Origin of the sequence: Shewanella chilikensis (genome assembly GCF_037953065.1) — a bacterium.
Lineage (GTDB): Bacteria > Pseudomonadota > Gammaproteobacteria > Enterobacterales > Shewanellaceae > Shewanella > Shewanella chilikensis.
Genome location: NZ_CP149966.1, coordinates 1450093 through 1468862, shown reverse-complemented (window position 1 = coordinate 1468862; position 18770 = coordinate 1450093). Strand labels below are relative to the sequence as shown.

Below are 18770 nucleotides of genomic sequence, written 5' to 3'. Positions count from 1 at the left end.
TCAAAGCCTAGTCAAGGCTGGGCGAAACATCAAAAGATATGGCTGTCCTGTATTCTAGGCTCAGCAACTTCTTCTATGCGCTCCTGAATGGATGTGTAATCAGAAGTTTGCAGTGAATCTGCAATACCTGCGCGAATGGGATTTAAATCCACGTACATCATGCAGGCCAGCAGCGCCTGTTCATCGAGCAGCGCCTGCGACTTAAAGCGCCCTTCCCAGAATACGCCCTTGCAGCCATCTTCTCGATTGGCCTTGCGGGCAATATTTTCGTTTAAACAGCGCATAAACCAACTGATACTGCCAAGGCGTTCCTGCCAATCGCTAATCAGCGTATCCAACAGTATTCGCTCACCTTCTGAGAGACTATCGCCCTTGAGGAACTTTGCCGCCACGGGATTGCCACTAAAGAGCCCTGCCCAACGCTCGATGACTTCAAATGGCGACAACGATTGTTGCGCTGCAAGGTCGATTTTGAGCACCAAATGGTAGTGATTACTCATGACCGCATAAGCGCAAACGTCGATGCAGAATATTGACGACAACTGCCTGATTCTATCCACTATCCAGCCACGTCTATGCTGGTAACTGCGCCCCGACAGTGCATCTTCACCACACAAAAATGCCCTTCTCACGCAACGGTTAATCACGTGGTAAAAGGGTGTACTTTCAGCATCTATCAACTGGCGACGGGCGGTGGTCATAACCAACCTCGACTGAGCTTTGATGGGTATTTCAAAGCCTAGTCAAGGCTGGGCGAAACATCAAAAGATATGGCTGTCCTGTATTACTATTGTAACCAACCTCGACTGAGCTTTGATGAGTATTTCAAAGCCTAGTCAAGCCTGGGCGAAACATCAAAAAGATATGGCTGTCCTGTATTACACGATCCAGCCACGTCTATGCTCGTAACTGCGCCCCGACAGTGCATCTTCACCACACAAAAATGCCCTTCTCACGCAACGGTTAATCACGTGGTAAAAGGGCGTACTTTCAGCATCTATCAACTGGCGACGGGCGGTGGTCATAACCAACCTCGACTGAGCTTTGATGGGTATTTCAAAGCCTAGTCAAGGCTGGGCGAAACATCAAAAGATATGGCTGTCCTGTATTACTATTGTAACCAACCTCGACTGAGCTTTGATGAGTATTTCAAAGCCTAGTCAAGCCTGGGCGAAACATCAAAAAGATATGGCTGTCCTGTATTACAGTCTGTATTACAGTTAAAAAGGCAGAGTAGTCATCCTTCGCTGAAGTCTTCCAATTCGTATTTGAGCGCGAAGTGATTTTGACAATATTCACTGAGCCTGCTGTATCCTGGCGGTCGATTTATCACGTCAGTGCAAAGACACGCTCCCCCCCATCTTTAGCGAGCAGCCCAAAGTGGATTGTGGCTGCCACTATTACAACAAGTCCAATGAGCTCGCTGCAGATATCTATCCCATTGATTGTACGGGACCTTCAACTCTTGTAAAATACGGTAGCAAGCTTGAGTGCGGGCCACTTTTGTGGTCACTGGAAGGAAAATCGGTAAATGGAATTAGTCAGCTCTTCGCATTGCGCAGCATCTTATGCTGCTACTCCATCTGTAATTGTCGATGTCATATTCGGTACACTTTTCGATGCACTTTACCGGGCATCTTGCAATCCATCTAGTTCCACACCTTCCGGCGCACTATCGACAGCGAATCTAGCCAAATCCAGGGCCTGTGTCCCCCCTAAGCCCAACGTAATCAGAAGGATAAAACTACAGCGTTAAGCATCTGCAGTGGCCAACAGGCTAATAACCATACCCTACAATAAGTTGTTTATATTATGTCCCAGTTTATAGAATCCCTTCCCGACTACTTTAATACTGTTAAAAACAGTGACGGCTTTCCTGAGAAATTCATCAACGACCTTTTCCTGATTGGTAAATGCAGCGCCGATACCGACTGCGTGAAAGAGATCCGCCAACTGCTGAAACTGCATGCGAGCCAGGATATTCAGAATGCCTTCAAGTGCCGCAAGAAACTGATTAAAGGCGAGAAAGAGCCGGATATGAGAGATGTCTTCTGTGTCCTTTGCGAATATGCCAGCCTGTCGGCCGAGCTGGATGTCGATTACCTCTATGCCAGGCTTGGACATACCATTATAGATATTCGAGCCGGTCAGCCGCTGGAGGCTCTCTGCGAGCGCCCCGAGCTATTGGCGCGTTTCCCCTCGGTGACTTTTCTGGCCATCGAAGAGGTGCCCTTTTGTGGACAACGGTTGCCGGAAAGTATCGGTAGTCTGCCATTGCTTGAAAAGCTCAACATTGAAGGCGATTACAAGACACTGCCCAAGAGCATTGAAAAGCTAAAGAAACTACAAGAGTTTAAAATTGACTCTGTGCCACTGGAAAGTCTGGATCTTGATTTTCGCCAACTGACAAGCCTCAGCAGCCTAACCTGGTACGATACCCCTATCTGCGGCGCCGAGCTGTTTGATTTACCGGCCGGATTGACCAAGATTGATTTGGCGTTAGTCCCGGATTTACAACGCCTTGGCACTAACTTGGATAAGCTGCCACAGCTGCAACACTTAAAAATCTCATGCTGTCCCCAACTTGCATCTATTGATGAGCAACTGACCTTAGCCAACCTCAATAAGCTGACACTATGGAAAAACCCGTTATTGAGTTCAATCCATGCCAATACGGTGCTTGGCAATCAAAAAACATCTTTCACTAATGGCATAGATATCCGCTTTGCCCCAAAGGTATATGAAGATATAACCCGGCTTAAAATCCAAGAAAAGAAACTGCTGGCATTGGTCTGTGAGCATGCTGCATGTTTTCCTAATCTAAAAGAGTTGCACCTGGGTTATGCCAGAGACTTAACCGGCATTCGCTTCCCTTTTGGGGCGTTTTCGCAACTGGAGAGCATCTGGGGGGCAGATTTCGTCGACGACGGCTTCTGGGATGAACTACCTCTATGTCAAAGCCTTAAAAATCTTAGTTTTAATTCTACCAATTCAGAAACCATCCCCGAGTCGTTTAAAGAGATAGCGGCGCTGGACAGCCTCAGCATAATAAACGGCCAAAAACTCACCATAGATGCGTCATTGTTGCCACGAAACATCAAAAAGTTGGAAATCGACCGCTGTCATCGCCTTATTGCACCAACCGAGAGACTAACCCTGGATGAACTCATTCTAAACCATTGCCCGGTGGACAATGAACGGCAGCTGTTCAGCAATATTTCTACAGCTGTGATGAAATACTACCCTGACGATGGCACGCCAAACACGGGGGAAGAGCTGTCTCAATACCTGCCTCAGCCAGAGCGACTCACCTCCTTCACCACTAGACTGGCGACAGCTAAAATCGCCGATCTATTAATGCATTGTCACAATCTAGCGTCGCTCAATATTGACCCGGCCCAAGTTGAGACTGAGCTTGAGGATAGGGATGGATACGCAGACCAAAGGGAGACTTTACCTGGCTTGAATTGCCCCGCCGTTACCCAGTTGACCTCGCTGGAGCTGCACAATACAGACGTCGTTACCCTTGGCCCATTGCTAACGAGTAGCCCCAAGCTTGAGACAGTTAAACTCAACAAATTCGACGATTTCCCCGCCAATGTTTCACTGCCACGGCTGAAAACCCTGTTGATTTCACGCAGTGATCTTAAAACCCTGGTTTCACTCGAGGCGCCGGCATTGGAAACCTTGAAACTGGCCCTGTGTTATGAGTTTGGTCTGGAGGCCACCAAAGCCCTGGTGAAATATACCCGCTTGCATCACCTTAAACTGATGGGAATGCACAAGAGCCTGGATCATTTCCCCATGGAGCTGAAAGCACGCACTACCGTTAAAGCGGCTTTCTCTGAGAGGCGGCGATATCAAGGTTATCCCTGATTTTATCGGTGAGTTTACCGAGTTGGATACCTTATCTCTGGAGGACTTTGTCACTGAGTCTCTGCCCGAGTCCATGTTGGCGCTTGAGAAACTGGAACGCTTGAGTATCGATTGCTGCAAATTCCTTAAACCTATCCCTCCCAGCTTCAGAAAGCTCAAGCTGAAAGTCCTTTGTTACACCATAAGCAAATTCGGCGGTTTCAACATGAACCCCAAGTTGTATCAAAACTTGCTGACCCCGAATTACACCGAGCAGACCAAGTATCTCGACGATTAAGCCGAGCAATTGCAAAAGCGTGTCCGAATCACTCTTTGATTAAGCCAGGCAAAGAGTGATTCGGCGCACTCATGCCGACTCGGGTCGTAATCTCCCGTACTCAAAACGATAAAGATGATCGGCCAATCTGGCCGTTTGATGTTCGCAGTGGGATACCATCACCAGGGTACAATGACCTGCGAGGCGTTTTATCAAGGCTTCAATTTGTGCAGTAGCTTCGGGATCGAGTGAAGAGGTAGGCTCATCGAGCAATAAGATATCCGGCTCAAAAACCAGGGTGCGGGCCAGGCAAAGGCGCTGCTGTTGCCCGCCGGATAAGGTTGAGGCCGGTGCCGACAGGCGATCTTTGACCTCATCCCACAATGCCGCCTGCTCAAAGGCTTGCTGCATCTGTTTCAGCGCGGCCTCCCCCTGCAGGTTACCGACCACTTTCAAGGGAAGTAACAGGTTTTGCGCCACACTGCCGGGAAGCAATTGCGGATGTTGAAACACCATGCCGACTTTGCGGCGCAAATAGGGTAACTCTGTGGTTTTCAGTTGATTGACCGAAAGCGGCTTATCTGCCACACAAAGCGTTATCTCACCCCGGGTGCGACCATGTTGATATTCGTCATTGAGGCGATTGAGCGCCCGTAACAGGGTGGTTTTTCCCGAGCCTGACGGCCCGCTGAGCACATTGATCCGCCGCCGATGGATCTGCATGTTGATGTTTTCGAGTGCCGCTTGTTGACCAAAATACACACTGAGGTTAGACACTGTGCCCGCGACATCCGCAGCCTTTGATAACGCCATACTAATGATTCCTTCCGGGAAAACGTGTCACCCAGTTGGCCATGGAAAATACCGTGGCAGTTAAACACAGGAGTGTCAGCGCGGCACCAAACGCCATCTGCAATTCGGCCTCGCTCTGATACTGGGCACTGTAATAAAAAATCGTAAAAGGCAGGGCTTCAAACCGTTCAAAGATCCCGCCAGGTAACCCCGCATTGGCAACGGCGCCGGTCAGCATGATCACCGCGGTATCTTCTGCGGCCCGGCCGATGGCCAACATGATGCCGCCGCGGATCCCCCGCTCGGCCTGGGGCAACAATACAAAGCGCAAAGCTTGCCACTGTGTCATGCCGAGCGAGAGTGCGGTTAAACTCAAAGACACAGGCAGCGCCTGCAGAGCCGTGCGGGTAGAAACGGCCAGATAGGGAATGATCAACATCGCCAGGCAAAATGCCGACAGTGCAAGACAGGTGTTGGCAGAAGGCAGCAAGGTGTTGCGCAGTAACAGAATAAGGGTAAAGCCAAACAAGCCCATCAATATAGAGGGAACGCCTGCCAGGATATCGACCGCCAGCTCCAATAGCGCCTTTGCCTTGGATGTTTTCGCCGTTGCCAGCCAAATTCCGGTTGCCAGTCCGGGCAGCAAGGCGATCATCAAAGCACTGGCAACCACCGCCAGGGTTCCGACACAGGCAGGCCAAATACCATCCCAGATAGGCGCCTGTCCCAAGAAACCTTTTAAGGGTTCAGTATCACCAAAATAGAGCGACAGGCTGAGCGTGGGAACGCCTCGATATAGAATAAATCCCAGCAGTGACAAGAGACACAGCAACAGCATGGCGCTGCAGAATAAACACCAATAATGGAAACACTTGGCTTTCAAGACCCAGAACCCTCGGTGGTGGCCTTGGCAGACGAAGTCATATAGCGGATCAACAGAGTCACCAGCACACTGATAGTGAGCAGCAACAAACCGGCGGCAAACAGTGAGTTGTACATGGCGCTGTCATTTTCCGTGGCCAGCACCAAGCCAATATGCGCCGTCAGGGTGCGAACCGAATCAAATACACTGTCCGGAAGCTGCGGCGCATTGCCGGCCAGCATCAAAGGCAGCAAGGTATCGCCTATGGCCCTGCCAAAGCCGAGTAAAGCGGCGCTGGCCATGGCGCGGCGGGCATTGGGTAATACCAGATGATACAAGGTTTGGAGATCGCTGAACCCCAGAGAAGCAGACACCATTCTGAGTTCTTTGGCCAAAGGGCGACATTGGCTGTCCAACATCATCACCATCACAGGCAATATCAACAACACTATTACCAGAGTGGCACTGATGAGGCTGAACCCCGAACCGGTTCGAAAGGTTTCCCGGATCAGCGGCACCAGCAAAAACACAGCGGCCAACCCATACACCACGGTCGGGATCCCGGCCATCAAGCGGATCAGCGCCCGGATAAAACGCGCTGGCCTTCGATAGCGAGGTAATAAACAAAACCCTGTGATGCCAAGGGCGATAGGAAATGCCAACAGTAAGGCCAGCAGGCCCAACAAACCGGAGCCGGCAATCATGGCAACTATGCCAAATTGCCCCTGCTCCGGTTGCCAGTGTAACGACAACACGCTGGTTTGCGGGTTGAAAAACACCGGCAATGCAAACCACATCAGAAACCCAAACAGCAGCACTATCAGCAACAATACTGATGCGGCCAGAAGTTGCAGTATCCGCTCAGCGGAGATCTGTGTGGTCATGAGTCATTAATGTCCGACAGGAATATATCCGGCTTCACGGATAAATTCAGCGCCGTCTGGACCATAGATATAGTCAATAAACGCCTGGGTCAGCCCCTGAGGTTGTCCCTTGGTATTCATATACAACTTACGCACTACAGGGTATTCGCCGGAAGCACAGGCTTCATTGGTGGGCAGCACATTATCCAATATTGGCGCTTTCACTGTCTGATCGATATAACCGACACTGCTGTAACCTATGGCACCGGGATCGCGGGCAATCGCAGTTTTCATCGCACCATTGGAAGGCACAACATTGGCCTGAGCCGAAACCGGCGACTTATTCAGCAACTTTTTAACGAATACCGAGCGGGTACCGCTGGCTTCATCACGGGTGAAAATATTGATCTGCCGATCTTCACCGCCCAGGCTCTTCCAGTTGGTTATTTTACCGGAATAGATATCCATCACCTGTTGCGAGCTCAGCTGTTGAATGGGGTTGGCCGGGTTGACGATAACCGCAACGCCATCGATGGCAAATGGGAAAGAAAGCAGACCGTATTTCAATTCACCCGGCTTCAGAGGGCGGCCGGTATTACCGATTTCAACCAGTCCCTTGGCAACCTGCTGAGCACCCACGCCACTGCCGCCACCGGCAATAGTAATGCGAATGTCGTTATTGGCAGACATAATGGTTTTTGCCGCCTGCTTCATCACAGGGATATGCGCGGTACCACCGGCAATGTTCAAGGTACCGGACAAGTTTTCAAAGCGATCGAGCTCAGACGCCATGCCAACAGCAGGAACCGCCAGCACAGAGCATAATAACAACTTGATAAATCTGAATTTAAGTCGCATGTCATTTCCTTTGGAATGCACTTGAGCCGAAACAGTCAGCCCAAATAAAGAGGTGTGGTTCGGTGCCGAGCCTCACGGCGCGCAATGATAACAATCACATCAAATCAACCTTTTGACTCAAATCACAAATAAACCCAACAAAAGTAACCATCCTAAACGACAGAAAGCTATGACAATCAGGAACAAACAACCGAAACCGAGCTCAGAATGATTTCCATACTGGCGCTACAGCTCAATATGCTGCCGTTGGCCGAAACCACCCTAGCTGAGTTGAGCCGCTTGAACGACAGTTTTCTGCCGCAGTATGCCCATGTCTTACGCCTCGGTGGTAAAGGACAGCAGGCGCTTGAAACCTATCTGGATTACCTCGGCAAATATCCGCAAGACTTGCAGGTATGGTTGAAACTGGCGTTATTTATGCGCGCGGTGCAACAAAATGAAGCCGCCATCACCGCATTTTCCAGAGTCCTGGAGCTCGACCCGAATAATCTCAGCGCCAAGCAGGGATTAACCGAACTGCAAACCCAGAATTAGCGAAGATACAATCAAGCCCCATATGTGCTCTGCGTCGGCTTACAGGATAGGGTGCAAGGCATGATTCGCAGCAAATGGCCCAAGCCCTTTGCAAGTGGTGCGCCTTCCCCAGGCCGTTTCATGCGGCCTTTCTTTTCCCCTTTCGCCACCGTTATAATGCCCCGGCAAATAAGCGCAGTTCCGGAGAATAAAACTTGAATCACAGCTATATTCCACTCGATCAGTATCGCCGTAAATGGATCTTCAACCATAAGGATCTGCCGGTCAGTGACCTGGATAAGACGGCTATATTGCCGCTGGATCAAAAGAGCGCCATGGAAGTGTGGAATCGCTGGATAAGCAACAAAAGCAGCTGCGCTGAAGACTTTACCAAGGGCGATTGGGCCAGCCGCAGCTCCACCTGGCACCAGACCGAACACTGGCAAAGCCATTGGGACAGCGAAGACAACAGCCTACCGGAACCTTTGGCCGACTTCATCGATTGGCCCGCGGATGCCCCTGTATATTTCTGTTATGAAAAGTATCAGGTGATCCAAACTCGCTGGGAAATCTTTGCCCGTAACTGGAAATGCTTTCTGTTTTTCGACGATGGTCCCTTACTGATAAGCCCCAAACACAAGCAAGCCGTTTGGTTTAGTCAAGATGGCAACTTCAAAATGGGTCTACGGGGCTAAGGAAGGTTTTTGGCAAACATTCAGTGAACAAGAAAAACCTTGCCGGTTCAGCCACTCAGAACGACCAATATCAAGAGAACAAGATGAAAAAAATAACCTTAACCGCTCTATTGTTGGGCTTATCGCTGTCTGCCACTGTGGATGCCCGTGAAATTGCCGGTGAAAATATTCCAGAGACCCTCAGCATTCAGGCGGCAACGCCGCTTAAACTCAATGGAGCCGGGGTACGCAGCAAGTTCTTTATGGATCTCTACATCGGCAGTCTCTATCTGCCAACACAAGCGACCACAGCAGCCGAGGTATTGGCGCAGCCTCAAGCGGCGGTCAGCTTGAAAATAGTCTCGGGTCTTATCACCGCAGATAAGATGCGCTCGGCGATAACTGAAGGTTTCGATGACGCTACAGGCGGCAAAACCGAAGCCATACAGGCCGATATCGACCGATTTATGAGCCTGTTTCAGGAAGAAATCAAACAAGGCGACAGCTTCCTCCTGTATACCAGCCAGGAAAACGGTGTCAGTGCCTACAAGAACGGTGAGTTGCAAGACACCATCACCGGAGAGAACTTTCGCCGCGCGCTGCTGAATATCTGGCTCGGCGATGAACCGGCGCAGAGCAGCCTGAAAAAAGCGATGCTGGCCGACTGAATTCCTCAGCCAGAGAATCGCTCAATCGAAAGGGAGAAGTTGCCCGCCACGGCGGGCAAGTCAATCAAAAACGATAGCTAAGATGAACAGCGCCTGCCAGATAGTTATCCAACTCGCGCTTGATCTCAGGTTCACTCAACTCAAGTTCCGGGTTGATGAAGTAACCCACATAGGCGTTGAGATTGAATCCTTGTCCCAACTGCCAGCCCAAACGGGCAAAACTGCTGACTTCGGTCAGTTCCAGCGTTTGCTCATTTTCCCCAACCAAGATCCGCTCGGTGCGATGGGATGCTCCCAGCCCCAACTCCATATCCGGTGAGATCCGATAACTGAACTCTATCCCTGCCGGACCGGTAAAACCCGCCTGAAACGGGTTACCCACCCGCCATCTATCACTGAGTTGCCAATCGATAAGCAGATAAGGAACCGTACGCACCTCACTGATATCATTAAGATATGCAATACCAAAGCCCAACATATTACCCGAGTTGAACCTGTGAATGGCACCGGCTATCACACCATAACTTTCGGCATCCGAAGAGGAGACTTCATCACTGTAGGCATACTGTAACTGAGGCGTTAGCATCAAGCTCCAGTGTCTATTCAGATTATATCTCAGGCTGATGGAAGCCGAATAACGCTGGGCCGAGTCAAACTGGCTGGCAGCAAAAACTCTATCGGCAACACTATTGCCAGGTAAATCGGAAAAATCCCAGTCCAGTTTGTCATACCCCAGGCTGACACCCAGCCCCCAACGTTTATCCAGTTGCCAGTCAGCCCGCGCTCCCAGAAGATAACTGCGACGCCCCAGTTCCCCGCCACCATCAATATCCGAGTCAGCATTTTCAAAAGTGGCCAAACTCAGGCTATAGCGGGATGTCGAAGCCTCTGCGGCAAGCAACCCTGCACTGGCACTCAAAGTGCTCAGCAAGATAACTGTAGCCGTTTTGTTCATCTCATGTCCTTTTGCCGTTCAAATAAAAACTCAATTATAACCGTACGCTACCCCAACCTATGCGCTTTAAGAAACAATCCGGCCGTCTCAACGCAATAATCCCTGTGCTGCGCCTCGAGTTGCCCTGTGTTCAGCCCCAACTCTTTTCTGAGCCGCAGCTCACCAAACAACATTAGGCTCAGCCTCACCGCGGCCTGACGCTTGTTGCCGAAGTGGTACCCGCCATGACGCTCAACCTGAGTAAAGAAGTCCACCAGCAACCCCAACATATACTCAGGACCGGCATCAAAATAGAGCTGTGCAGGTTCCGGATGGGTATCGACCTGGGAAACACAGGCGCGATAAACCGTAATGGCATCCTCACTGACGATCAGCTCGCCGAAGTACTCGGCAAACACCGCCAGCGCCTGCTCGGGCCGGGCAGCGTCGGCCAATAGTTCTTCGGCAACCTGACGCACCACACATTTGGACTCGATAGCCGCCACAAACAGCTCATCCTTACAGCCAAAATGAGCGTAAACCGTTTGTTTCGATACCCCGGCAGTCTTAGCCACTTCATCCATGCTGGTATGAGGAAATCCCTGGGCGCAGAAGAGTTCGATAGCGGCCTCCAGTATCTGAGCCCTCTTCTGTTCGCTACGCGTTAATTGCTGATTATTCATAACCTTATGACTTACACCTTGTTCGGCAACGTCTTGAAAGGCATTAGAGCACAAAATAGACTAGACAGTCCAGTTCAGCCAAATTAGACTAGCAAGTCCAGTTTAACTTATTGCTAACAAGCGGCGATCGGCATAGGGAGAAGTCATTGCAACAGCGCATCAAGGAAGTTAAAAAACCAAACGCTTCAGGGCCGAAAATCAAATTCACCCAGCCCCAAGGTTCGGGCCGCAGCGCGCTGTTGGCAGCCCTTACCTTGATGTTATGCCTATCCGCCTGCCATCCACAGCCCGTTGAGCAAAGTGAAATCAAGCCCGCAGTGGTCAACAGTGCCAATCTTGTGCTTAAGCCTAGTTATACCAAGTTACAGCAATTCAGTGGCAGTATCAGAGCCGGTAATACCACGGGCATAGGTTTCGAGCTCCCGGGCAAACTGCAAAAACTTCTGGTAGATACTGGTGACAGGGTCAAACCCGGACAATTGTTGGCACAGTTGGATAGCAGCTTACTGGAAGCCGAGCAAACCGAGTTACTGGCAGCGCTGGATCAGAATCAAGCCGATATCTCGCTGGCCCGAGCAACATTAAAACGCTCACTGGAGCTCAGTGCCAAACAATATCTTTCCGAGCAGCAACTCGACGAGCTCAAAGGCAAGCTGGCCAGCCTGGAAGCCGGGCACGCCAGGCTGGAAGCCTCACTGAAGGCCAATGAACTTAAGCGGCAGAAATCGCTTCTCATCGCCCCCTTTGCCGGGGTGGTAGCCGCAAGAGAGCACAACCTCGGCGAGGTCATCGCCCTGGGCAGCCCGATATTTACCCTGGTGCAGAGCGACAATCTGCAGGCTCTGATAGGGGTGCCGCTGAATATTGCCGAGCAGTTGCAACCCGGTGTCATTCTCAAGCTCAGAGTCGCCGAAAACTATTACCAAGCCAAATTAAAAGGGATCAGCGGCCAAATAAATCCCGTCACCCGCACAGTGCAGCTCAGGTTCAGCATCACCCCCACATCGGAAACGACACCAATCAATGGCGAACTGGCTTATTTGCAATACCGCCGTGAAGTTCCCCGTGAAGGCTACTGGGTCCCGGTGTCGGCGCTCACCGACGGTATTCGCGGTCTGTGGAATCTGTATGTGCTCAAGCAAGATGCCGATGAGTTTAAACTGCAGCGCCGCGATGTGGAAATTGTCTATACCGAGGGCGACAACGCCTTTATCAGCGGCGCCATCAGCCCTGGAGAGCAGTTTGTTACCACGGGCCTGCATAAACTGGTTGCCGGGCAAAGAGTCGTGCCAGGCGCCGCATTGGCGGTTAGAGGTGGGCAATGAACCCTCTCATCAAGGCTTTCGTCGAGAATGGTCGTCTCGCCAGCCTATTGATAGCCCTGTTGCTGGTTGCCGGGCTCGGTGCCATTTCCAGCCTGCCACGCACCGAAGACCCTCATATCACCAACCGCTTTGCCTCTGTGATCACCAACTATCCTGGGGCTTCCGCCGAACGGGTCGAGGCTCTGGTAACTGAAGTACTGGAAAATGAGTTGAGACGACTGGAAGAGCTCAAGCTTGTCCAGTCCACCTCAAGACCCGGGGTCTCGGTGATTCAACTCGAGCTCAAAGATACCGTAACAGCAACCGAACCAGTCTGGTCGAGAGCCAGAGATCTGCTGGCCGATAGCGTCGGCCGCTTGCCACAGAGTGTCAATCCGCCGGTGCTCGACGATCAGCTGGGTTACGCCTATACCGCCATCATAGGCCTGGGATGGCACGGCGGCGGTGAAGCGCGACCTGACATTCTCAGCCGTTACGCCAAAGAGTTGCAAAGCAAACTGCGACTCTTGAGCGGCACAGACTTTGTCAAACTCTATGGCGCGCCGACGGAGGAAATTCTGGTCACGCTGGATGGCGAGCGTATCAATCGGCTCGAACTGACACCGGGAGCCGTCGCCAACATTCTCAATCAGGCCGATACCAAGGTGTCGGCCGGTGAAATCAACAACCAGAGCTTCCGGGCATTGGTGGAGGTTTCCGGCGAGCTGGACTCGCTGGAGCGTATCCGTCAAGTGCCGCTTAAGACCGACCGTTTCGGGCAACTGATCCGCCTTGGCGATATCGCAACAATCAATCGCCAGCCCAAGGATCCGCCGGATAATCTGGCGCTGCTTGACGGTGAGCCAGGTATTATGGTGGCCGCCCGCATGCTCAACAACACTCGAGTAGATATCTGGAGTGAACAAGTGCGCCGGGTTGCTACCGAGCTGAAACAAGACTTCCCTGCCAATATCCGCATGCAATGGCTGTTTGAGCAAGAGGGGTATACCAATGAGCGTCTGCAGGAGTTGCTCGTCAACCTGCTGCAGGGGTTTGTACTGATTCTATTGGTGCTGCTGGTGACTGTCGGCATGCGCAATGCACTTATCGTCGCCTTATCTTTGCCACTAACGGCACTATTTACTCTGGCCTGCATGAAGTTTACCGGCCTGCCTATTCATCAGATGTCAGTCACAGGTCTGGTAGTGGCGCTGGGGATCATGGTGGATAACGCTATTGTGATTGTCGATGCCATTGCCCAGCGCCGCCGCGAGGGCATGAGTAAGCTGCAGGCGGTCAATACCACCATCAGGCACCTTTGGCTGCCGCTTGCCGGCTCTACTGTCACCACCATGCTAGCATTCGCACCGATAGTGCTGATGCCGGGCGCCGCCGGAGAGTTTGTCAGCGGTATCGCCATTTCAGTGATCTTTGCCCTGCTCGGCTCCTACCTCATCTCCCACACCCTGATAGCCGGTCTCGCCGGGCGTTTCAGCCGCGCCAAGGACGACAACCGCTGGTATCACCACGGAGTGAATCTGCCAAGGCTTGCCAGAACCTATCGCCAGACTCTGCAACTGGCGCTCAACTACCCGAAAACTGCCGCGCTGCTGATCGGTATCTTGCCGCTGGCAGGCTTTGTGGCCTCCGGGCAGATGACAGAGCAGTTTTTCCCGCCATCGGACAGAAACATGTTCCAGCTGGAACTCTACCTTTCGCCCCATGCCAGCCTGGCGAGGACAGAACAAAGAGTCAAACAGCTCGATAAAGAGCTGCGCAGTACTGACGGCATAGAAAGTGTCAATTGGGTCATAGGCGGGAACGTGCCCTCCTTCTACTACAACCTGACTCAAAAGCAGCAAGGCGCCAGCCAATACGCCCAGGCGATGATAAGAACCCGCGACTTTCGCACCGCCAATCGCTTAATCCCCGAGTTGCAACAGCAACTGGATAAGGACTATCCGGATGCGCAGATCCTGGTGCGTAAACTGGAGCAGGGCCCTCCTTTCAACGCCCCGGTGGAGTTGCGGCTTTATGGTCCCAACCTCGATAGGTTGGCCGAGCTTGGGGATGAGGTGCGGCGATTGCTGGCCGAGACCCAGGATGTGATCCATACCCGGGCGACCCTGAGCCCGGGGGCACCTAAGGTGTGGCTGCTGCTCGATGAAGATGCCAGCCTGATGGCCGGCCTGAGTCTGAGTGAGATTGCCTCGCAGATCCAGATGTCCACCACAGGCATCACCGGCGGCAGTTTGCTGGAGCAAACCGAATCGCTGCCGGTGAGAGTCAAGCTCGGCGCCGGTGTCGGCGAGCAGCAATCGAGGCTGTCACAAATAAGTCTGCTGTCGCCCAATGGTGAGTCGATTCCGCTTTCGGCCGTGAGTCAAAGCCATGTCAATGCCAGTCGCGGCGCCATTCCTCACTATAATGGCCAACGGGTTAATATACTCGAAGCCTATATCGCCTCCGGCGTGCTGCCGCAAAAAGTGCTGGAGCGAGTCAAACCCAAACTGGCCGAGCTTAAACTGCCCGCCTCCTACCGAATAGAGATAGGCGGTGAGAGTGCCAAACGCGATGAAGCCGTGGGTAATCTACTCTCCAATATCGTCTTGGTAATCACCTTGCTGCTGAGCGTATTGGTGCTCTCCTTCAACTCCTTCAGGCTGACGGGGATCATTCTGCTCAGCGCCCTGCAATCGGCGGGGCTCGGGCTGCTGGCTGTCTGGGCTCTGGGTTATCCCTTTGGCTTTACCGTGATAATAGGTTTGCTGGGCTTGATGGGGCTTGCCATCAATGCCGCAATAGTGATCCTGGCGGAGCTCGAGTCCGAGCCTCTGGCGCGCCTGGACAACACAAACGTTATTCTTGCCGGGGTCATGCGCTGCAGCCGTCATATCGCTTCGACCACCATCACAACCGTAGGCGGCTTTCTGCCGCTGATCCTGGCCGGCGGTGGTTTTTGGCCGCCCTTTGCCATCGCCATTGCCGGAGGCACGGCGCTGACCACCCTCTTGTCTTTGGTTTGGGTGCCTGTGGTCTATTCCCTGTGGTTGAAGCCGCAGCCCGAGTGTTCCCGCAACTTGCCCCTGAAAAATGAATATTGACCCCAAAAGACAAGCGCAGGCCGGATTATCGTCGGTATTGGTGTTGCGCGAGTCGCCCTAGTATCAACCCGCTTGCTCCTCAAACTGCTTTGCAGCACTCTGTTCGAGCCTCACCCAAGCCTCTGCAGACAAGAATATATGTTTCCCCATGAGGAATATGCGTAATTTTTCAAGTTTACCAATAATAATCAGACACTTATAAAAAATTATTTCCCATCATCTGATTTACCCACTTTATGGTTTAATCAAGAGCGCGAACAAAACTGCAAGCGTCATAAAGCACATTTTTTTAAATATGATATAAAAAACATAAAGTTATCCCCCGCAGTACCGCTATAGTAAAGCATCTTCTAAAATAAAAGGTCGGGTCCATAGTTAGATTCAGGTCAAAACTTGTTTAACCTGAATGAGATAAAGTTCAACAAACCGGTCAAACAGGAATAACGATAATGAATTACCGCAACTGGCCTATCGCCAAACAGATCGGCACACTGGCTTTTGTGCTGACAATTTTGGTGTTTGGCGTCCTGAGTAGCATCTCCTACCTGACAGCCTCATCTACCCTGAAAGAGAAAGCGATAACCGCCATGGAGCAACAGGTCCATGGGGTCGATGATCTGCTGGCATTGCAATACGAGAGCTTGCTATCCCTGGCTCATCGCAATGCCGATGTATTCAGGGCCATGTATCCGGGCCAATTCCATAAACCGGAAAACAAGACAGTTAGAGTTCTCGGAATGGATACCCCGGCATTAATGCATGAAAAGGAACAGCTCAACTCATCCCGCAGTAAAGTTGACCGATATGCCAACCTCACCGGCGGTAATGCCACAGTGTTCGTTCGTGACGGCGATGACTTCCTTCGTATAGCAACCTCACTGAAAAAGGCCGATGGCAGCCGCGCTCTGGGGACTTACCTAGGCACAAAACATCCAGGCTATCAAAAACTTATTCAGGGCCAGGACTATGAGGGCTATGCCAAGCTGTTCGGCCGCGACTATATGACAGTTTACCGTCCGGTCAAGGACGTTCAGGGCTCGGTGATAGGTATTCTCTACATAGGTTTCGACATTAGCGATTCCCTGGTTCAGCTGCAGCAATCGGTCAAACAGTTGCGCCTGGAGGAAAGTGGCACCTATCTGCTGCTGCGCCGCGCCGACAAAGTGGTAGTGGCTCATCCAAGTTTGCCTCAGGGGCAAACCATCACAGAAGCCGAGCTGGACGGCATGCCGCTTGATGAACTAATGAACAGTGAAGGAGTCAAGAGCTACCTCAATGGCAAAGGCGTGGAGATGATTGCCTACAGTGCCACTATCCCCGGCTGGAACTGGGAGCTTATTGGTCAGGTTAAGGCTGCTGAGCTGAATGAAGAGAGCCAGACTCTGCTGCTGATCAATGCCATGGTCGCCGTGGTTGGCATTTTGGTTATCACTATTTTGCTCTCTGTTGTACTGGTACGCACCGTCAAGCCGTTGCAAACTCTGCAACGTCATATGGAAAACCTGGGCAAAGGCGATTTCAGCCAAGCACTGCCAAAACTCGACAGCCGCAGCGAAAACGAAGTAGTGCGGATAAGCAACAGTGTCACCGAAATGACCATGGGGCTCAAGCAACTGCTTCAGGCACTGCAAGGCTCGGTACAGACGTTGGAATACCAGGCAGAACAAGCCCAGGAAGTCGCCCGTCTCAACGGCGATGAAGCCCAAGCGCTTATGGCTCAAACCGATCAAATAGCTACCGCCATCGAGGAGATGTCCACCTCGATACGCGATGTCGCCAATCACGCCGGAGAAAGCGCCAACCAGAGCCAACAGGTGGATGAAGCCTCCCGCGCCGGTCACCAGCAACTGACTCAGGTAGTACAGGGACTGGAAACTCTCAGCATACAACTGAGTGAAAGTCATATCGCTGTCGAAGGTGTAGCCAAAGAGAGTGAAGCCATCAACACCATTACAGAGGTTATCAATGGTATCGCCGAGCAAACCAACCTGCTGGCACTGAACGCCGCCATCGAAGCCGCCCGTGCCGGTGAACAAGGACGCGGTTTCGCAGTGGTGGCCGATGAGGTGCGTACCCTTGCAAGCCGCACCCAGGCGTCGATTTCGGAAATCGGTCAGACCATCACTTCGCTGCAAGCCAAGGTTAAAGATACGGCTATGCGTATGGATCAAAGCCATCAGTTGGGTAATCGCTCCGCCGAGCAGGGAGAGGAAGCCAACAATCAGTTAACTGCCATTGCCCAGCGAATTGCCGATCTAGCCGTATCTGTCAGCAGTATTGCCAGCGCTACCGAACAACAAAGTGCTGTAGCCGAGGAAGTGACCCGCAACCTGCATCAGATAACCGATCTGGCCCGTGAAGGCGATATCCGTGCCACAGAAACAGTCACCTCAGCCAAAGAACTGACAGAGTTGGCCGCCGCACTGAAAAAACAGATAAGTGTCTTCAAGGTCTGAAAAAGAAGGAAGTCTCGGCAAGAGTAAAGGCTGAGAAATGACATGGAAAACACTTGATGCTATAACCTGTCCAAATAGAGAACCCAGCTAAGCTGGGTTCTCTTGTGTTATAGCATACATTGCAGCAACTTCACTTCGCTTGCAGTAATCCAGATAAGCGGTCAATTCCGTTGCTATGATTATCGTCTCTTATTCTCAGGGCGTTAACCGAAAAACAGGCGCCAAAGCCAAGATGCGTCCAAATCTTCCTTGCATTGATTATATTGCGCCGCATAACGGCGGGAGCGATTGTCTACCTTATCTGCCACCCGCACCAACCAGGCCTTGCTGCGATAACTGCCACGTTTGTAGCCGCCCCAGCCTTCGTGATAATTGAGATACTGGTTGCGGGCATCCCACTTGGACACGCCATTGATCTTATGGCTCTTGTAGATAAACCAGCCCATAAAATCCATTGCATCATCAAAATCGCTGCGACTGGCCCAGCTGTTGCCGGTCTCACGTACATAATCGTCCCAGGTCATGGTCTTGGCCTGGGCATAACCATAAGCATCACTGGCGCGCCCTATGGGAATAATCCACAAGAAATATTCCATAGGTGGCGCCGCATTATGCTTGAAGGAGCTCTCCTGATACATCATGGCCAAGGGCACATGCACGGGAACACCCCACTTTTCGCGGGCATCCTTGGCGGCGTTGTACCAAGATCTGTGCTCTTTGAAGATGGCGCAGATATTATCGGGATCTTTGGGAGGCGAAGTGGCGCAGCCGCCCAAAAACAGGGAGGCAGCAAAAATAAGCGCCGGGGCAAATTTGGATAGCAACTGTTGCTTCACGAGAATCTCACGGCTTTCAAAGGCCAGGCCTTTGGTTGAACTTGGGCCCAGTGTCGCCCGAGTCAAACATCAAATGCAACCTGAGCCTCTG

The 18770-nt window shown here is 51.8% G+C and carries 15 protein-coding genes and 2 pseudogenes; 8 read left to right on the top strand and 9 right to left on the bottom strand.

What is annotated here, in order from left to right:
• Positions 1-65 precede the first annotated feature (65 nt).
• Positions 66-701 (bottom strand): annotated as a pseudogene (locus WKR14_RS06745) (transposase); the annotation flags it as partial.
• 180 nt (positions 702-881) lie between these two features.
• A pseudogene (locus WKR14_RS06740) lies at positions 882-1025 on the bottom strand (alpha-amylase family glycosyl hydrolase); the annotation flags it as partial.
• 787 nt (positions 1026-1812) lie between these two features.
• On the opposite strand from WKR14_RS06740, the gene WKR14_RS06735 reads away from it, so the two are divergent.
• Complete coding sequence (locus WKR14_RS06735) at positions 1813-3876, top strand: hypothetical protein (protein ID WP_339087535.1); 2064 nt, start codon at positions 1813-1815, stop codon at positions 3874-3876.
• 22 nt (positions 3877-3898) lie between these two features.
• Complete coding sequence (locus WKR14_RS06730) at positions 3899-4153, top strand: hypothetical protein (RefSeq protein WP_339087534.1); 255 nt, start codon at positions 3899-3901, stop codon at positions 4151-4153.
• 69 nt (positions 4154-4222) lie between these two features.
• On the opposite strand, the gene WKR14_RS06725 is transcribed toward WKR14_RS06730, so the two are convergent.
• Genes WKR14_RS06725 through WKR14_RS06710 form a run of 4 tightly spaced genes read right to left on the bottom strand, consistent with a single transcriptional unit; the run spans position 4223 to position 7507 of the window.
• Positions 4223-4945: a phosphate ABC transporter ATP-binding protein gene (locus WKR14_RS06725; RefSeq protein ID WP_224868015.1), complete on the bottom strand. Its 723-nt coding sequence runs from the start codon at positions 4943-4945 to the stop codon at positions 4223-4225.
• 1 nt (position 4946) lies between these two features.
• Entirely contained in the window at positions 4947-5807 is an 861-nt protein-coding gene (locus WKR14_RS06720) for a PstA family ABC transporter permease (RefSeq protein ID WP_224868013.1), read from the bottom strand.
• Positions 5804-6670, bottom strand: a complete 867-nt coding sequence (locus WKR14_RS06715) for a PstC family ABC transporter permease (RefSeq protein ID WP_039034380.1) — start codon at positions 6668-6670, stop codon at positions 5804-5806. The genes WKR14_RS06720 and WKR14_RS06715 overlap by 4 nt, the downstream gene beginning before the upstream one ends.
• A 6-nt stretch (positions 6671-6676) precedes the next feature.
• The gene (locus WKR14_RS06710) at positions 6677-7507 is read right to left on the bottom strand and encodes a phosphate ABC transporter substrate-binding protein (protein WP_101056592.1); all 831 of its coding nucleotides are present in this window, start codon (positions 7505-7507) and stop codon (positions 6677-6679) included.
• A 207-nt stretch (positions 7508-7714) separates the two neighbouring features.
• Between WKR14_RS06710 and WKR14_RS06705 the strand changes: the two genes are divergently transcribed.
• The 3 genes from WKR14_RS06705 to WKR14_RS06695 all read left to right on the top strand — a co-directional run bounded on the left by WKR14_RS06705 (position 7715) and on the right by WKR14_RS06695 (position 9362).
• Entirely contained in the window at positions 7715-8041 is a 327-nt protein-coding gene (locus tag WKR14_RS06705; RefSeq protein WP_101056591.1) for a tetratricopeptide repeat protein, read from the top strand.
• Between the two features lie 194 nt (positions 8042-8235).
• Entirely contained in the window at positions 8236-8715 is a 480-nt protein-coding gene (locus tag WKR14_RS06700; RefSeq protein WP_101056590.1) for a DUF2947 domain-containing protein, read from the top strand.
• Between the two features lie 83 nt (positions 8716-8798).
• On the top strand, positions 8799-9362 hold the full coding sequence (locus tag WKR14_RS06695; protein ID WP_101056599.1) for a chalcone isomerase family protein: 564 nt from the start codon (positions 8799-8801) through the stop codon (positions 9360-9362).
• A gap of 64 nt (positions 9363-9426) precedes the next feature.
• Here the strand turns inward: WKR14_RS06695 and WKR14_RS06690 are convergent, their stop codons facing one another.
• Both WKR14_RS06690 and WKR14_RS06685 read right to left on the bottom strand, forming a co-directional pair.
• The gene (locus WKR14_RS06690; protein ID WP_101056589.1) at positions 9427-10317 is read right to left on the bottom strand and encodes a DUF6268 family outer membrane beta-barrel protein; all 891 of its coding nucleotides are present in this window, start codon (positions 10315-10317) and stop codon (positions 9427-9429) included.
• Positions 10318-10364: 47 nt separating this feature from the next.
• Positions 10365-10979 (bottom strand): TetR/AcrR family transcriptional regulator, encoded by a 615-nt coding sequence (locus WKR14_RS06685; protein WP_101056588.1) that lies wholly within the window; start codon positions 10977-10979, stop codon positions 10365-10367.
• A 257-nt stretch (positions 10980-11236) separates the two neighbouring features.
• Here WKR14_RS06685 and WKR14_RS06680 point away from each other — a divergent pair, with 257 nt between their 5' ends.
• From WKR14_RS06680 to WKR14_RS06670, 3 genes are all read left to right on the top strand, one after another.
• Positions 11237-12304: an efflux RND transporter periplasmic adaptor subunit gene (locus WKR14_RS06680; RefSeq protein ID WP_404829500.1), complete on the top strand. Its 1068-nt coding sequence runs from the start codon at positions 11237-11239 to the stop codon at positions 12302-12304.
• Entirely contained in the window at positions 12301-15387 is a 3087-nt protein-coding gene (locus tag WKR14_RS06675) for an efflux RND transporter permease subunit (RefSeq protein ID WP_224868007.1), read from the top strand. Before WKR14_RS06680 ends, WKR14_RS06675 begins: the two co-directional genes overlap by 4 nt.
• A gap of 449 nt (positions 15388-15836) precedes the next feature.
• Complete coding sequence (locus WKR14_RS06670) at positions 15837-17843, top strand: methyl-accepting chemotaxis protein (RefSeq protein ID WP_101056586.1); 2007 nt, start codon at positions 15837-15839, stop codon at positions 17841-17843.
• A gap of 203 nt (positions 17844-18046) precedes the next feature.
• Here WKR14_RS06670 and WKR14_RS06665 read toward each other — a convergent pair whose 3' ends face one another.
• The gene (locus WKR14_RS06665) at positions 18047-18679 is read right to left on the bottom strand and encodes a hypothetical protein (RefSeq protein WP_224868004.1); all 633 of its coding nucleotides are present in this window, start codon (positions 18677-18679) and stop codon (positions 18047-18049) included.
• Positions 18680-18770: the final 91 nt, after the last annotated feature.

What these genes read in the sequence shown, in the direction of transcription:
- WKR14_RS06735 (WP_339087535.1), top strand. Translation starts at nt 1,813, where the DNA reads ATGTCCCAGTTTATAGAATCCCTTCCCGACTACTTTAATACTGTTAAA.
- WKR14_RS06725 (WP_224868015.1), bottom strand. Translation starts at nt 4,945, where the DNA reads ATGGCGTTATCAAAGGCTGCGGATGTCGCGGGCACAGTGTCTAACCTC.
- WKR14_RS06715 (WP_039034380.1), bottom strand. Translation starts at nt 6,670, where the DNA reads ATGACCACACAGATCTCCGCTGAGCGGATACTGCAACTTCTGGCCGCA.
- WKR14_RS06710 (WP_101056592.1), bottom strand. Translation starts at nt 7,507, where the DNA reads ATGCGACTTAAATTCAGATTTATCAAGTTGTTATTATGCTCTGTGCTG.
- WKR14_RS06705 (WP_101056591.1), top strand. Translation starts at nt 7,715, where the DNA reads ATGATTTCCATACTGGCGCTACAGCTCAATATGCTGCCGTTGGCCGAA.
- WKR14_RS06695 (WP_101056599.1), top strand. Translation starts at nt 8,799, where the DNA reads ATGAAAAAAATAACCTTAACCGCTCTATTGTTGGGCTTATCGCTGTCT.
- WKR14_RS06690 (WP_101056589.1), bottom strand. Translation starts at nt 10,317, where the DNA reads ATGAACAAAACGGCTACAGTTATCTTGCTGAGCACTTTGAGTGCCAGT.
- WKR14_RS06685 (WP_101056588.1), bottom strand. Translation starts at nt 10,979, where the DNA reads ATGAATAATCAGCAATTAACGCGTAGCGAACAGAAGAGGGCTCAGATA.
- WKR14_RS06680 (WP_404829500.1), top strand. Translation starts at nt 11,237, where the DNA reads ATGTTATGCCTATCCGCCTGCCATCCACAGCCCGTTGAGCAAAGTGAA.
- WKR14_RS06675 (WP_224868007.1), top strand. Translation starts at nt 12,301, where the DNA reads ATGAACCCTCTCATCAAGGCTTTCGTCGAGAATGGTCGTCTCGCCAGC.
- WKR14_RS06670 (WP_101056586.1), top strand. Translation starts at nt 15,837, where the DNA reads ATGAATTACCGCAACTGGCCTATCGCCAAACAGATCGGCACACTGGCT.